Annotated in this window: 14 protein-coding genes and 5 pseudogenes; 10 read left to right on the forward strand and 9 right to left on the reverse strand. The window is 67.8% G+C overall.

Features of this window, described 5'->3' with window-relative positions; genetic code table 11:
- Window positions 1-378, reverse strand: a pseudogene (locus ACZ3H8_RS39765) (hypothetical protein); the annotation flags it as partial.
- Window positions 379-566: 188 nt separating this feature from the next.
- Window positions 567-863 (reverse strand): hypothetical protein, encoded by a 297-nt coding sequence (locus tag ACZ3H8_RS39770; protein WP_467410101.1) that lies wholly within the window; start codon window positions 861-863, stop codon window positions 567-569.
- Here ACZ3H8_RS39770 and ACZ3H8_RS39775 point away from each other — a divergent pair.
- Window positions 862-1,257, forward strand: a complete 396-nt coding sequence (locus ACZ3H8_RS39775; RefSeq protein WP_467410103.1) for a HEAT repeat domain-containing protein — start codon at window positions 862-864, stop codon at window positions 1,255-1,257. The two genes, ACZ3H8_RS39770 and ACZ3H8_RS39775, sit on opposite strands and share 2 nt — an antisense overlap.
- A 115-nt stretch (window positions 1,258-1,372) precedes the next feature.
- Here ACZ3H8_RS39775 and ACZ3H8_RS39780 read toward each other — a convergent pair whose 3' ends face one another.
- The 3 genes and pseudogenes from ACZ3H8_RS39780 to ACZ3H8_RS39790 form a co-directional block, all read right to left on the reverse strand.
- Window positions 1,373-1,948 carry an AMIN-like domain-containing (lipo)protein gene (locus tag ACZ3H8_RS39780; protein WP_467410104.1) on the reverse strand — a complete coding sequence of 192 codons (576 nt, stop codon included), beginning with the start codon at window positions 1,946-1,948 and terminating at the stop codon, window positions 1,373-1,375.
- Between the two features lie 178 nt (window positions 1,949-2,126).
- On the reverse strand, window positions 2,127-2,276 hold the full coding sequence (locus ACZ3H8_RS39785) for a hypothetical protein (RefSeq protein ID WP_467410105.1): 150 nt from the start codon (window positions 2,274-2,276) through the stop codon (window positions 2,127-2,129).
- A 190-nt stretch (window positions 2,277-2,466) separates the two neighbouring features.
- Window positions 2,467-2,697, reverse strand: a pseudogene (locus ACZ3H8_RS39790) (fic family toxin-antitoxin system, toxin component); the annotation flags it as partial.
- 643 nt (window positions 2,698-3,340) lie between these two features.
- Here ACZ3H8_RS39790 and ACZ3H8_RS39795 point away from each other — a divergent pair.
- On the forward strand, window positions 3,341-4,018 hold the full coding sequence (locus tag ACZ3H8_RS39795; protein ID WP_467410107.1) for a hypothetical protein: 678 nt from the start codon (window positions 3,341-3,343) through the stop codon (window positions 4,016-4,018).
- 51 nt (window positions 4,019-4,069) lie between these two features.
- On the opposite strand, the gene ACZ3H8_RS39800 is transcribed toward ACZ3H8_RS39795, so the two are convergent.
- The gene (locus ACZ3H8_RS39800) at window positions 4,070-4,918 is read right to left on the reverse strand and encodes a hypothetical protein (protein WP_467410108.1); all 849 of its coding nucleotides are present in this window, start codon (window positions 4,916-4,918) and stop codon (window positions 4,070-4,072) included.
- Between the two features lie 211 nt (window positions 4,919-5,129).
- Here ACZ3H8_RS39800 and ACZ3H8_RS39805 point away from each other — a divergent pair.
- The 6 genes and pseudogenes from ACZ3H8_RS39805 to ACZ3H8_RS39830 all read left to right on the forward strand — a co-directional run.
- Window positions 5,130-5,351: pseudogene (locus ACZ3H8_RS39805) on the forward strand (hypothetical protein); the annotation flags it as partial.
- A gap of 335 nt (window positions 5,352-5,686) precedes the next feature.
- Complete coding sequence (locus ACZ3H8_RS39810; protein ID WP_467410110.1) at window positions 5,687-7,075, forward strand: ATP-binding protein; 1,389 nt, start codon at window positions 5,687-5,689, stop codon at window positions 7,073-7,075.
- On the forward strand, window positions 7,072-7,506 hold the full coding sequence (locus tag ACZ3H8_RS39815) for a roadblock/LC7 domain-containing protein (protein WP_398993176.1): 435 nt from the start codon (window positions 7,072-7,074) through the stop codon (window positions 7,504-7,506). The genes ACZ3H8_RS39810 and ACZ3H8_RS39815 overlap by 4 nt, the downstream gene beginning before the upstream one ends.
- Complete coding sequence (locus ACZ3H8_RS39820) at window positions 7,503-7,865, forward strand: DUF742 domain-containing protein (RefSeq protein ID WP_432984052.1); 363 nt, start codon at window positions 7,503-7,505, stop codon at window positions 7,863-7,865. The genes ACZ3H8_RS39815 and ACZ3H8_RS39820 overlap by 4 nt, the downstream gene beginning before the upstream one ends.
- Complete coding sequence (locus ACZ3H8_RS39825; RefSeq protein WP_467410112.1) at window positions 7,843-8,442, forward strand: GTP-binding protein; 600 nt, start codon at window positions 7,843-7,845, stop codon at window positions 8,440-8,442. The genes ACZ3H8_RS39820 and ACZ3H8_RS39825 overlap by 23 nt, the downstream gene beginning before the upstream one ends.
- On the forward strand, window positions 8,439-9,842 hold the full coding sequence (locus tag ACZ3H8_RS39830; RefSeq protein WP_467410114.1) for a cytochrome P450: 1,404 nt from the start codon (window positions 8,439-8,441) through the stop codon (window positions 9,840-9,842). Before ACZ3H8_RS39825 ends, ACZ3H8_RS39830 begins: the two co-directional genes overlap by 4 nt.
- A gap of 116 nt (window positions 9,843-9,958) precedes the next feature.
- Here the strand turns inward: ACZ3H8_RS39830 and ACZ3H8_RS39835 are convergent.
- Window positions 9,959-10,933: pseudogene (locus ACZ3H8_RS39835) on the reverse strand (transposase); the annotation flags it as partial.
- Window positions 10,933-11,364, reverse strand: a pseudogene (locus ACZ3H8_RS39840) (IS110 family transposase); the annotation flags it as partial. The pseudogenes ACZ3H8_RS39840 and ACZ3H8_RS39835, both read right to left, overlap by 1 nt.
- A gap of 162 nt (window positions 11,365-11,526) precedes the next feature.
- Between ACZ3H8_RS39840 and ACZ3H8_RS39845 the strand changes: the two are divergent.
- The gene (locus ACZ3H8_RS39845; protein ID WP_467410116.1) at window positions 11,527-11,964 is read left to right on the forward strand and encodes a glutaredoxin domain-containing protein; all 438 of its coding nucleotides are present in this window, start codon (window positions 11,527-11,529) and stop codon (window positions 11,962-11,964) included.
- 141 nt (window positions 11,965-12,105) lie between these two features.
- On the opposite strand, the gene ACZ3H8_RS39850 is transcribed toward ACZ3H8_RS39845, so the two are convergent.
- Window positions 12,106-12,855: a TioE family transcriptional regulator gene (locus ACZ3H8_RS39850; RefSeq protein ID WP_467410118.1), complete on the reverse strand. Its 750-nt coding sequence runs from the start codon at window positions 12,853-12,855 to the stop codon at window positions 12,106-12,108.
- Window positions 12,856-12,913: 58 nt separating this feature from the next.
- Here ACZ3H8_RS39850 and ACZ3H8_RS39855 point away from each other — a divergent pair, with 58 nt between their 5' ends.
- A complete protein-coding gene (locus ACZ3H8_RS39855) occupies window positions 12,914-14,116 on the forward strand; it encodes an erythromycin esterase family protein (RefSeq protein WP_467410119.1) in 1,203 nt (400 codons plus the stop codon).
- Window positions 14,117-14,207: the final 91 nt, after the last annotated feature.

Here is a 14,207-nt window from a genome sequence, read left to right on the forward strand (position 1 = left end):
GACGCTGTCGGGGTTGGTCTGGCGGCCGCGGGCGTGGACGCGCAGCCGGTACCAGCCCGGTCCGGCTGCGCTGAGAAGGGGAAGGGTGGTGACGGTTCCTTGTTCGAAGGAGTCGACGCGCAGGTGGCCGTGAGGAGCGTGCACGCTGGCCTCGACGACTTCCTCCCAGGAGCTGTCGTCTTCGTGTGGTGCTGAAGTGGTCAGGTCGACGCGCACGCGAACGTAGCCGGTGTGGATGCCGGTGCTGATTACCGCGCCGTGGGTCATGACGGCGACGAGGCCGTTGGACCAGTCTGCTGTCTCGATGGGGATGTCCCCGTTGTCGAGAACGCCGAACGAAAGGTCATCCACGCGGACGGTGGCCCAGGGACTCGTCATGTGATCACCGCTCAGATCGGGGGTGCGGGGTGGGCGGCCGCGCGCTCGAGGCTTGGCGAGCGGCCCGTGCAAGGCTGTCCGGGGCGGGCGGGAGATGAATCTACCCGCCCCGGACGCCGTGCTGGTACTGGGATCGGCGAGTAGGCGGTGGTGGGGCTCTCGCTTACAAACCACTCGCTATTGGTGCGTCAGGGGGTGACGACGACGCGGAAGCGATCGCCTTCCAGGACGCGTTGGCTCCGGTAGAACTGTGTATTCAATCCGCCTTGGGCGCTGTTCTCCGCGGCCGGGATCATGCAGGCACTCGCACCCCTTGGACCGGTCTGGCGCGGCAGGTTGAAGGAGCAGTCGTCGAAGGCTGTGACGGGACTCCTCACGGCTACGCCCGCTGCTCCACCGACGCTCAAAACCTCACGGTCCAGCGGGAGATCCTGCTGGGCCTCGACGTCCCCGAGGAGCGGACGTACCTCGACCGCGGCTGGCATGGGACGCGACCTCACTCCCGAGACCAGGCAGGCGCTGCTCGCCCTGATCCGGGACCCGGACACCGCCGTACGTGCCTCCGCCGCGGCTGCCCTGTCCGCATCCCGCGACCATACGCCCGCCGTCACAGACGCGTTCGCGGCACTGCTCGACGAGGACGACCAACAGCTACGCCTGGAGGGTGCCTACGGACTCGCCCAGCGGGACGATCCGCGGACCGAGGAGGCGTACGAACGCGTGGGACCGCTCGGCCCGGCTTCGAGCACGACCACCGGGCGGACGGGCTCTGGCGCTGGAGATGGCGGAACAGGCCCGACCACCCCTGACCGCTCCCGTACGGCGGCAGGGGCAGCTCGGCACCATCCTCGCAGGCTGACCGCCCCCAGACCGGTGTGACCGATCCGTTCGGGGGAGTTGCACGGGTCGGTCACACACGCTGATGTGCGCTGTGGCCGATGAGTTCCACCGGATCGATCACACGGCCCGGTCATGGGTTAAGCGTTGCATGGGGTCACCAGGTGTGTGCGACGTCCACGATCAGCTTGTCGCCGGACTGGTGCACTCGGAACGGAAGTTTGGTGCGTACACCCAGACCGATCTGGGTCTGCCCTTCGAAGCTCGCCCCGAACTTGGTGTCCGTAAATGTCTTGTATCCGGTGATCTTCACGCCTGGCAGCGGCTTCCCAGCCTTCCCGGTGTACGTCGGCTTGTTCGTCGCCGGGTCGTAGCTCGGCGCGGACACGAAGATCTGCAGGATGCCGCCGCCCTTAACCGGGATCTGCTCGCCGGAACCGTCCTGATGGAACTTCTTCACGTAACCAACGTGGTAGCCGATCTTGCCACTTACGTCTCTGACGTCGAAGACCATGCGGTCGTAGCACGGGTTTTGGCTGGTCGTGATGTTCTTCAGCGGCTTGGAGTCCGAGTCCGTGGCCGACTTGGTGCCGCTGCCCCAGGGGGTCGAACAAGCTTTGGCCGAGGCGGCCTTGTCCACTTGACCGGTCGCGGCGCTGGCCATTCCGGCCGCGCCGACCAGGCCGGCACCCGCCACCACGAGCGCTGCGGCAGTTGTTCCTAACTTTCGCATGACTTACCTCAGATAAGGGTTGAGTACAGGTCCATACGGGGGGCAGCGCCCCTTGCGTGATCTTCACTCTTCCGTCAGGTCAGGGCAGTCCCCATCCGTGCTCGTACTCAACTCACTTCTAAGTACTCAGGCGCTGCGGGCTGCGAGCTCTGCCTCCTGTGCCGCGTTCAGCGCTTTCTCAGGTCTGCCGTCCGTTGCTCCGTCTCGTGAAGCCGCGTCCCGGCCTGCTCACGCTGGGCTTCGGCTGCCAGAGCGCCTCTTCCTGCTGACGTGCCTGCTGCTGCGCGGTCTTCTCGTCCTGGCGGGTCTGCGGCTGCGTCGCAGGCACCGCACCACCATCGCGGACCCAGCTGCCGCGGAGGCATCCGACCTGATCGGCCGCGACCTCACCGCCGAGGTGCCGAACACGAAGGCTGAATATCGGCGGCAGGGCGTCCTTTCCCGCCGATCTGGTCAACCGGCAGGTCGAGCGGTTGCAGAACGCGCAACGCCCCTGATGCGGTGGTTCGGGGGGTGGTTCAGTTGATGGTCCAGTCGCGGAGCTGGCGGGCGATACGGGCCACGCCGAGGGCTCCTGCGGCGGCGTCGCGCACGAGCGCGACGGCAGCCTTGGGCGGGTAGTCGAGCCGGTGGCCGTTCAGGGCGAGGTAGGCCTCGGCCGAGTGCCAGGCGAAGGCCTCGTTCGAATGCTCGAGGCAGGGCAGCTTCGCCAGGGTCTGCAGCAGGGTGCCGGCCTTGAGGTGGACGGAAGCGTCGGTGCCGTCTGGCTCGGGGGTGGTCCAGGCGTGGATGTCCGGCGCGGTCTTGGGCGAGTTGGTCGGTTCTGGCGGTGTTTTGGTGCCGTACTTGGCGGCAGTGTCCACGGTGGCCAGTCGCTGGTCCAGCCAGGGCCCCTCGGCGACTTCCCGCCAGAACGTGGCGTCCTGACTGTCCACGTCCATGCGCCGGTTCAGGTTCTTGACGACCTGGCGCGCTTGTTCGGCGTTCAGCGGCTTGGCCTGGTCGGTAGGGCTGGGGGAAGAGGAGCCGGGCTCCTTGGCATCGGTTTGTAAGTCGCAACCGACCGCCGCGAGTAGCAGCAGCGCGGCGATCGGCGGTGCGGAACGTCTCATCGTGCCCCCTGGTAGCGATCGAGTACCTGATCTTGTTGTAGGACAGGTGCGTGTGCACCGCCGATTCCCACGTCCGGCTCGGATTCGGACAACGCCTCCCGCACCCTGGGGCGCCAGCCCGACGGGCTCCCCGCCGACGACAGCTCCAACCGTCAACCTGCGGGCTTTCAAGCTGCTGCTGCGGCCGTGATGGCGATGGCGGTGACGATCGTGACCGTGGCGACGGTGAGCGTGATGCTCCTCACAGTGGTCCTTTCTGTCTGCCCGTTAGGTTGGCGGGATGACCGATGTGACTGATGGTTTGCGGTGGATCGGCGAGCATGCCCATGAGGAAAAGCGATTGGCGACTGGGATGCTCGGAGGTATCTCGCTCACGGTCGCCCGGGGCGTAGAGGCAGAAGACTTCCTGGTCCGCCTCGGCGCGGACAGCGAACAGCTCCAGTGCCACGACCTGTACAAGGAGCGGTATGAGCTTGCCGCGCCTCCCGGCCTGAACGTCAGCCATGCGATGTACGGCACGTGCGGGGACTGGCTGTACATCCTGGAGGACGACTTCATGGGCTTCGCCACGTGGTGGGCGGGATACCGCACGGTGGCGGCGATGGCGCCGCTCGTGCGTGAGGAGATCATCTGCCTGACGCAGAACAGGCACGACGCGCCGCCTTTGATCCTGCACGCGCCGGGCGACGGACAGACGTGGGAAGCGGAGTTCAAGGGCGAGACCGAGCGCTCCTCTGGGCTCGATGCCGCACTGCACGCGGCAGGAGCCGTGTTCCCCTCGTTCTATGCGGGTACGGCAAGCAGCACCGAGGAAGAGTCGCGGTATTTCGAGGAGCACCTGCACGAGCTGCAGCCGGCGGTGTTCGCCGCTGTCGGCAACTACTGCGGCATCACGATCGACCGCGCCAGCGTGGAGGCCGGCGATCTTCCCCTGGCCGTTTTCCCTTCGCTGTTTTGAGTTGGTGCCCGGCAGGGGCGCTCACGGTGGGCGCCCCTGCCGGTTCAGCCGCTACTTCGCGATCATCTTGCAGATGACGGGTTCGATCGGGCGGCCGAGCGCGTCGTCGTAGACGCAGCTCTCGGTCATGCGGGTGTCGAGCCAGTAGGCGTCCTTATCCATGATCCGCATGTCCTTCAGGAAGGTCGAGAACCTGCCACCCATGGACTGCTGGTTGTGGATACCGGAGATCGCCGAGCGCCCGCACACTTCCATGTACTGCGGTTGGCCCGTCTGGTCATCGACGTAGAACGACGGCTTGGTGCCTTCGATGTTGTACAGGTGCACGTACGAGCCCTGCTTCTTGGCGAAGGTCTGCACGCAGTTCTTCCCGTCCGGGGTGTCGGTGGCGCTGCCGCCCGGGATGGCAACGGCCGGGTTCAGGCCGCCTTCGCTCTTGGCCATGCCGCCGCTGTTGTAGCTGGATGCGAACGCGAACTCGTCGCAGTTCGGCTTGTCGGTCGCATCGACCAGGGCGGACGGGTCATGGTTTGCCTTGGCCCAGTTGTCGGGGCAGATGCGACCTCGGTTCGTGGTGTTCTGGTTTTTGTCTCCCATGTAGTACAGCGGCTTGTTACGCACCTCGGAGCCGGGGTGGTTTGCCGACATCTTCTGGATCAGCCACGCGTGCGCAGCGGCCTGTGGGAACTTCTTCGCGTTGAAGATGTACGTCGGCGCGGAGTTGGTGAAGACGCAGCCGATGGATCCCCACTTCAGCTTGAAGGTGTAGCAGCGGATCTGGTCCAGATCCTTGGTCTCCTGCCAGTAGCCTTTGGACCACTGGTAGTCGACTCTCTGCACGCTGCCGGGAGTGTGGACCTGGCCTTCGACCTTGACGTCCGGCTTGTACCAGTACGTCATGTCGGCTGCGGACGCATCCCACGTGTACTTCGTGGTCAGCGACGCGCTGTGGGTGTCGCCGGGCTTTCAGTGGGGGGTGGCCGTCCAGTCCCCGCCCTGGGGCTCGATCGGCTTGCATGAGCCCTCGGGACCGGGCCCGGGGGGTGCCCCTATGTGGTTCGTCAAGGAAAGCGGGCTGCGTTGGGAGGGGACGCCCGGGCAGCATGGCGGAGTGTCTGAGCTGTTGTGGGATGACGTCGCGTACTTCTTCGACCCTGATCTGATGGGTTCGCTGCCAGAGGTGCGTGTCCCGGATACCACGATGGAGGACTGGCAGGCGGTCCTCGATCTCGTCGGTGAGAGCGGCTGGAGGTGCCAGTACTCGGAAGGCGGTGCCGTGCTGCCGGCGCCCCGGGCGGAGGAAGTGCTGTCCCGCCCGGCTGACGCCGAGTGCCAGCGGCCCTATTGCAGGACCGCGAAAAACATAATGGGGGCTCGGACTTGCTGCGGAGCCGCCCAAGTTGCCGTCATACCGGACGTAACGGATAGCTACCAGGAGGTAGCGCTTGTTGAACTCCATTTGTTCCCGTGACGCGCTTGAAGCCTCCCCTCGGACCGAGGATGATCAGGCACTCCAGCGCCCCTGATGGACATGGGTGATCCCTGGCATCACCAAGGCCACGGTTCCGCGTCCGGCCCGGCCGATCGAAATCCGATGGGTCCTCAGAGCCGGTTTCTGCCTGTCCCGCCTCCTCCGGGCGTGCCGCCATCCCCCTTTATGAGGACCTGATGACACAACACATACCGGAGGCGGTGTTCTGGTGCCTTGCCGCGGTCACTCTCGCCGGACTGTTGCTGCTGGTACGCGAGCACCGGATCACCGCCACCCTGCGCCGTCGACAGACGAGCCTCGAGGCTGACCTGCTCGCCCGTGAGGAGGAGGCCCGGCACCTCGCCGAGGTTCGGCTCCCTGCTCTGGTCGAGGCATCCCGGGGTACCGCACCCGTGCCCGGACCGCTCGACGCCGAGCTCGCCGGAACACCGTACGGCAAGAGCCTGCAGAAGATCGTCGAGCAGTTCACCGGGGCCGCCGAGGTCGCGCAGTCCCGGGCGGACAAGTCGGCGAAGGCAACACTGAAGGCGGCGATGCGCGCCCTGCAAGCCCTGGCCAATGAGCAGCAGCTGTCGATCTCGGACATGCAGGACCGGCACGACGACCCGGATGTGCTCCAGAACCTCCTGGAGATCGACCACGCCAACTCGCAGTTCGGCCGGCGGGCACAGGCCATCGCCGTGCTCTGCGGCTCGTGGCCCGGACGGCAGCGGGCCGCGTCACCGCTGCTCGACGTCGTACGCGGTGCGACGTCGAGGATCCGGGACTACCGACGCGTCAAGTTGCACTCCCAGGTCGACATGGACGTGGTGAGCCGAGCCGTCGAGCCGGTAGTCCTCGCGGTTGCCGAGCTGCTGGACAACGCGGCGCGGCACTCCCGGCCCAACACCACTGTCGAAGTCGGCATCCGGCCCGCCCACAACGGCGTCAGCATCGTCGTAGACGACGCAGGCGTCGGAATGGAGGCGCGCGAGACCGAGGAAGCCGCGCGGCGCCTGTCCGGCCGGGAGGACATCGACATCAACCGGCTCGGTGACTCGCCGCAGTTCGGCTTCGCCGTCATCGGCGTACTCGCTGCCCGGTACGGATTCAGCGTCTCTGTCGACTCCCAGTCCCCGTACGGAGGCGTGCGGGCCGTGCTCTTTCTCCCCAACGCGCTCCTCAACCGGGTGCGTTTCATGGGCCCGCCGATCCCCTTGCAGGGAGCCCAGACGCTGCCCGCCGCCAAGTCGGCCTCCGCGGCGGCGCCCGAGGCCGAAGCCGTAGGGGCCGCGGCAGCGCAACCGGGTTCCGCCGAGGCACCTGGCCACCCCCAACCCTCCGCCGAATCCTCCCCCTTGCCCCAAGTGGAGACAGCACCATCGTCCACCGAGGGAGGCCTGCCCAAGCGGCGACGACACACGCCGCAGCACACGGCGGCCGGCGAGCCGACGGCCCCGGCGCTCTCCGATCCCGCGCTCGTCCGCCCCGCCGCCGAGTCCGCCTCCCGCATGAGCGCGTTCGCCCGCGGCACCCGCTCCGGCCGCGACGCCTCCCCCGACAGCGAAGGGAACACTCAGGAATGACCGGCCATATGACCAACGAACTCGGATGGATGCTCGACGAGGGCCTGAAGGTACCGGAAGCCCGCCACGCGATCCTGCTCTCCGCGGACGGCATGCTCCGCGCCCACTCCCAGGGCATCGAGCGCGACGAGGCCGAACGGCAGGCAGCGGCGTTGTCCGGACTGCAGTCGATCAGCCGTAGCACCGCCGAGTTCTGCGGACAGGAGACCTCGCCGTGGCAGCAGACGCTGGTCGAGTTCGTCGACGGGTATGTCTTCCTGGTGGCCGCCGGCGCGGGAGCCTATCTTGCGGTCTCCGCCGGCCAGGACGTCGACATGGAAGCCGTCACCTACAGCATGCACAAGCTGGTCGACCGGCTGGGCAAGGAGCTGACCAGTCCGCCGCGGCGGAACTCCGTACCCCGCGGGTCAGACGACTCCGGTACGGCATGACCCCGCCACGCTCCCGGCGTGACAGAGGACTCGTACGGCCGTACGTCGTCACGGACGGCCGTGCCCATCCGACGCGCAACACACTGGACCTGGTGACGCTGGTGACGGCTGTGAACAACCGTCCCGTGAACGGCCTGAGCCCCGAGAAGCGGCGCGTCACGGAACTGTGCCGGGGAGGAGCGCTGTCGGTCGCCGAAGTGGCCGGACACCTCTCTCTCGCGATGAGCGTCACCAAGGTTCTGCTCAGCGACCTCATCGACAGCGGCCATATCACCGTCCGGCCTCCCGTCCCCAAGGCACAACTGCCCGACGCCCAACTCCTGCAGGAGGTTCTGGATGGGCTCCGCTCCCGTTTCTGACCCGGTCTACGTCGCGGACACGGTCACGACTGCGGTCAAGATCCTCGTTGTCGGCCACTTCGCCGTCGGCAAGACCACGTTCGTTGGCACTCTCTCCGAGATCCGGCCGCTGCGCACCGAAGAATCGATGACGCAAGCCGGTGAACTCGTCGACGACCTTGCGGGGATCCCCGACAAGACCACGACGACCGTGGCCATGGACTTCGGCCGCCTCACGCTCAGTGAGTCCCTGGTGCTGTACCTCTTCGGTGCCCCCGGCCAGAAGCGCTTCACCCAGCTGTGGAAGGACATGCTTGTCGGAGCGCTCGGCGCACTGGTGCTGACGGACACGCGAAGGCTCGACCAGTCCTTCGACATCATGGGTCTGCTGGAAGAGCACGGCATGCCGTACGCGGTCGCCGTCAACCAGTTCGACGGCGCGCCGGTCTTCCCCGAGGCGGAGATCCGCGAGGCTCTCGACCTGCTCCCGGAAACCCCCTTGGTCACCTGCGACGCACGGGAAGCCACGTCTTCCGCCAGTGCATTGATCTCCCTCATCGAGTACCTCCAGACCCGCACCCCTCAGGAGCAACGATGACGACACCCCGGCCCACGCGCGACGCGGTACCTCCTCCCGGCTGCCCCGCGCACTCCGGGGCGCGTACGGCCGAGCGGCTGTACGGCCCAGGGTTCGCCGCCGACCCCATGGCCTCGTACACCCGGCTGCGCGCCTACGGTTCCGTCGCGCCCGTGGAGATATCACCCGGTGTACGCGCCTGGCTGGTCACCGGCTATGAGGCCGCTCTGGAGGTGCTGCGCAGTCCGGAGCGCTTCTCCAAGGACCCACGCCGATGGCAGGCTCTCGCCGACGGGACGGTACCGGCGGACAGCCCGGTCGTGCCGATGATGATGTACCGGCCGAACGCCCTGTGGACCGACGGGGAGGAGCACAGCCGGCTGCGCGGGGCCATCACCAACAGCCTCGGCCGCCTCGACCCCAACGCGCTCAGGGGCTACGTCGAGCACAGCGCCGACACCCTCATCGATCGAATCGGGCCCAGGGGGCGCGCGGATCTGCTCAACGAGTACGGTGCAGTCCTGCCACTGCTGGTCTTCAACCAACTGTTCGGCTGCCCGCCCGACACCGGGGACAAGCTGATGGAGGGCATGTCCGGGATCTTCGACGCCAACGCCGACTCTGAGAAGGCGAACGCGTTGCTGACCGAAGGGGTCGCCGAACTGGTCGCACTCAAGCGCAGACACCCGGGGCCGGACGTGACGTCCTGGCTGATGGCCCATCCTGCGCAGCTCACCGACGAGGAGATGATGCATCAGCTGGTGCTCCTGATGGGAGCCGGCACCGAGCCCCAGCAGAACCTGATCTGCAATGGGCTGCGGCTGTTGCTGTCCGACGACCGGTTTGCCGGTGATCTCGCGGGCGGCAGCATGCCCGTCGAGGACGCCATCGACGAGGTGCTGTGGACGGACCCGCCGTTGGCGAACTACGCCATCCACTATCCACTCGTCGACCTGGAGCTCGACGGAACCCTCGTGTGCGAGGGTGAGCCCATTCTGATCAGCCTGGCTGCCGCGAACACCGACCCCGGCCTCGCCGGCGACCGCCGGGCCGGCAACCGCGCGCACCTCGCATGGAGCGCGGGCCCGCACACCTGTCCGGCGAAAACCCCCGCCCGGTTGATCGCCGAGGTCGCCTTGGAGAAGCTCCTCGACCGGCTCCCTGACATTGAACTGGCAGCTCCTGTCGAGGAGTTGGAGTGGCGGCAGGGCCCCTTCCACCGGGCTCTGACCGCCCTGCCCGTCCGCTTCCCGCCGATCAGCCCCGCCGACCGGACTTCGGGAGGCAGCGAAGGAAACGCGAACCCGGTCCCTTCGTCGTCGATCCCTCCAGCGCCGACATCCGCGGCGAGGGAACCAGGATCCGCGAACGTGGCCCGGCATCGCTGGTGGGGCTTCTTGGCAAGGTGGTGGCATGGGTGATGACCCACCCGCCCATGTGCGCGATCAGGTGATGGCCGACCCTGGGCTGTGGCGAACAAGACGGACGACCAGCAGTGCGCATCAGACGCCCAGCCGGGGGCACTCCGTCACGCATGGCGGACCCGCGCCGGGGTGAGTCGGCCCGGTGGGGCCGGTTTCTCCCAGGGCCGTCGCAGGTCGGCGGCCAGAGGCCGGGCGAGACGGAGTTGGGTGTGGGCGCCGATGATCAGCCAGGTCCACCGGTCGGGGCCTGGTCCAGCCGAGGGTCTGCTTGAACAGGCGGAAGGTGTGCTCCAGGTCGAAGCGCCGAAGGAACGCCTGCCAGACCCGATCGACGTCCTCGCCGTTAGCCGGCCTTCGAGGACCACAACCACACCGGTGGCGCCTCGCGGTCCTTCGACAGGTGCTCGACTGACAGCCGGATCAACGTGCCCTCAATGACGGGGAGTTCGCCTTCGTGTCGAGCCAGGCGGACCGGTGGGTCAGCCGTGGATGGACCCGGTCCCACGCCTGCGTGACGGCTTTGCCGTAGTTCGCCGTCGTCGTGATCGTGGTCACCGCTGGCTCGGGCCAGGTCTCGGGCTTGGCGAATCGGAACTCCGGCCCGTGCTGCCCCGGCCGACCGTTCGTCCCGGGCAGCCGGGGCGGTTTCGGCAGCCGCATCACCCGGTCGCCCCGGACACGGCCGGCCAGCTCGACTGGCAGGTCCCGCAGGACCCAGGCCAGGCGAGTGACGTCGTATCCTGCGTCGGCCACGATGACGATGTCGGGGTCCCCCGTCTGCCACTGCCCCATGACGATGAGCCGTTCGACGAGTCGCGGAGCTGGGCGGCGGTCACCGCGGTGGCGTCGTCGGCCGGACCAAGCCGGACCGCGTCCAGGATCTGGGTCCAGGACGTGGCGCCCAGCATCGACCGCAGCCGCTCGGTGTCGACCTGGCCGTGGTTGAGGCCGTCGTACATCGCACCATGCCCGCGCCGGTGCTCCGCCACCAGCGTCAGGTCCACCGCCGAGGTCACCGGCCCGTCCGAGCACAGCAATGCGTCGGTCAGCTCGAACAGTTCGTCACCCCGTGCGGTCAGGCATGCGTAGTGGTGAGGATCTTGAGGTCGGTGACCGTCTCGTCGCTGGCGCGTAAGGAGTGCAGGTCGCGCCGGACGCGGACCTGGTCGGCGATGACGGCCGCGTCTTTGGCATCGGTCTTGGCTTCGCCGCGGTAGCCCTCGGAGGCGCGGTGGACGGCCCGGCCGGAGATGTAATGCACCGGCTGGTCGTGGTTGAGCAGGATCGCGATGGCCAGGGCGGCTCCGCCGTCGGCCAGGTCGATGCCCCAGGTCGCCTCATCGCCCAGGGCGAGGACGTCGGCGAGGAGTTCGAGCAGTTCGGGCTCGTCGTTGGCAACGCGTCGCGACAGCAGCCGTCAGCCGCTCTCGTCGATCACGATGCAGTGGTGATGGGTTTTTCCTGCGTCGATGCCGGCCCAGATCGCGGCCGTGACGCCTCCGCGAACGCATCCCCCCATCAGCATCAGGCAGCACACTCACCCTTACGGTCTTTGTCGCGGTCACGTACATCCTTGGTCGAAGCACATGATTCAGACGAAGGCCCCTCCAGCGTCCGGCGAACGCCTAGGTAAGCGGCCTGGTTCGAGGCGCTTTTCGACTCATCGATAGCCTTTGCCTTCATGACGCGCGCTTGGATCTTGCCGATGCTGCTTCTGCTCAGCGGCTCAGTCATCGCGACTGCGCTGATCTTCAGAGGGGAACCCGGCGAGGCCGCGGCACTCCTGCTGGCGTTCGTGCTGTTGGCTAGCGTGAACTCGCCCCTCGCCTTCCCGAGGTCGATCAGTGCGCTGGAGGCACAACGCCGCAGCGCGGTCGACGGCCGGCCAATCGTCTTCTGGCGGCCGGGCTGCAAGTACTGCCTCCGACTGCGCATCCGATTGGGCCGTAACGCCCGCCAGTTGCATTGGGTCGACATTTGGCGTGACCCGGCTGGAGCGGCAGCGGTGAGGGCAGCTAACGATGGCAATGAGACCGTGCCGACTGTCGTCGTGGCAGGCCAGCCGCACGTCAACCCCGATCCTGCATGGGTGCGCGAACAGCTCTCCCGTTCCGCGTGATCGAGAATGGTGCCATGTAGGGCGTCCGCAGGAACGATCGCCAGCCGTCGACGCCGTCTGAACCTTCCGTCTGCGCCGTACAACGCAGACGGAGGTTAAAGAACAAGCTCAGTAGGTGTCTTTCAACCTCGAAGGCGCAGGTCAGGCCCTAGTTGGTCTGCGCTCGTGGAGGTACGCCTCCAGCTCGGCGGCCCCGGCCAGCATCGCGCGCCCGCGGGCGGACAGCCGACCGTGCCAGTCGCGCAGGGCGGCCTCCAGCGGCTCCAGCCCGCCAGCCGCCCGCACCTGGGCGATCAGCGGGGCGATCTGCTCCAGCAGGTAGCCGCCCCGCCTGAGCTGGTGGGCCAGCCGGGCATCCCGCACGTCGGCCTCGTCGTAGATGCGGTAGCCGGTCTGCGGGTCGCGGCGTGGGCGCACGAGCCCGGCGCGCTCCCATTTGCGCAGCGTCGCGGGTCGGATCCCGAGCTTCCCTGCCAGCGGCCCGATGAACGTGCCGTCGGTCCCAGGCACCGAGGTCGGCTCGGGCTCGGACGCCCCCGTGGGCTCCAGGTCGCGGAGGGCGCTCTCCACGGCCTGGAGGGTCCGGCGGTCGTCGAGGAGCTGGGCGTGGCTCTCGTCGATCAGGCGGAACGCCTCCTCGGCCGCGCCCTTGTTTACCGCTCGCATGATCGACGTCGCTGTCTGGTGGCCGTGGCCGGGCACCAGGGCAAGAAACGCGCGCAGGGCCCCCGCGTGAAGCGAGGTATAGGTGCGGTAGCCGTGAGGTGTGCGGTCGGCGGTCGGAAGGATGCCGGCCTCCTCGTAGTTCCTGATCGCCTGCGTGGACAGACCGTGCCCGCGCGCCAGATCAACCGGCCTGAGTCGCTCGCTGTTTTGAAGGTTTCGTCCCATGGGCCTGCCGATATCGCGGGGAAGTTTCAATCGGAGGTTCAACGATAGCGTTGAAGGCATGGCTACTGACATCAAGGACACCGCCCATGCCGTCGAGGCTGCCGCCGTCATGAGGCTGCTTCCGGCCCGGCCCCGGCTGCTCGCGCTGGGCGAGCCCACCCACGGCGAGGACACTCTCCTCGACCTGCGCAACGAGCTTTTCCGGCAGCTTGTCGAGCAGGAGGGCTACGGGACGATCGCGATCGAGAGCGACTGCATGATGGGCCTGGTCGTGGACGACTACGTCACCTCGGGCACGGGCACTCTCGACGAGGTCATGGAGCACGGATTCAGCCACGGCTGGGGCACCTCCGCGGCCAACCGCGAGCTCGTGCGCTGGATGCGCGCCTACAACGACGGCCGGCCCGCGTCCGAGCGGCTCCGCTTCGCCGGTTTCGACGGCCCGCTGGAGATCACCGGCGCCGCGAGCCCCCGGCAGGCCCTCACCGCACTCCACGGCTACCTCTCGACCCGGGTGGACGCGGACCTGCTCCCCTGCACCGCGGAAACACTCGACCGCCTGCTCGGCATCGACGACCGGTGGACCAATCCCGCCGCGATGATGGACCCGGCCCAGTCCGTGGGGCAGTCGGCCGAGGCCAGTCAGCTGCGGCTGCTCGCCGACGATCTGGTGGCGCTGCTCGACGCGCAGACGCCGCACCTGATCACGGCGACCTCGCGGGACGACTGGGACCGGGCGCGCCTGTACGGGCGCACCGCTACCGGCCTGCTGCGCTACCACCACTGGATGGCCGACACCTCACCGGCCCGCATGACCCGGCTGGTGGGCCTGCGGGACCAGATGATGGCCCACAACCTCCTCGCCGTCGCCGAACGGGGCCCGGCACTCATCCACGCCCACAACTCCCATCTCCAGCGGGAGAAGAGCACGATGCGGATGGGCGGGATGCCGCTGGAGTGGTGGAGCGCCGGTGCGCTGGTGAGCGCCCAGCTCGGCGAGGGGTACGCCTTCGTGGCCACGGTCCTCGGCACGATCCGGCATCAAGGAGTGGACACTCCGCCACCGGACACCGTCGAAGGACTCCTGTACGCGCTCCCGGAGGACCGCTGCGTCATCGACGCCCCGCGGCTGGCCACCGCCCTCGGCGACACGCGGCCCGCGCCCCGCGTATCCCCGTGGTTCGGCTACTCCCCGCTTGACCCGGCACACCTGGCGGACAGCGACGGCATCGTGTTCGTCAAGGACGTCCCGCAGAGCTAGTGTCCTGCGGCGGAGATCCGTCGGCAGAAACGGGCGAGGGAGTCGAGGATCTCCTCGGCTGTCTTGGTCCAGATGAACGGCTTGGGGTCTT

The sequence above is a fragment of the Streptomyces sp. NPDC002868 genome (assembly GCF_055563295.1).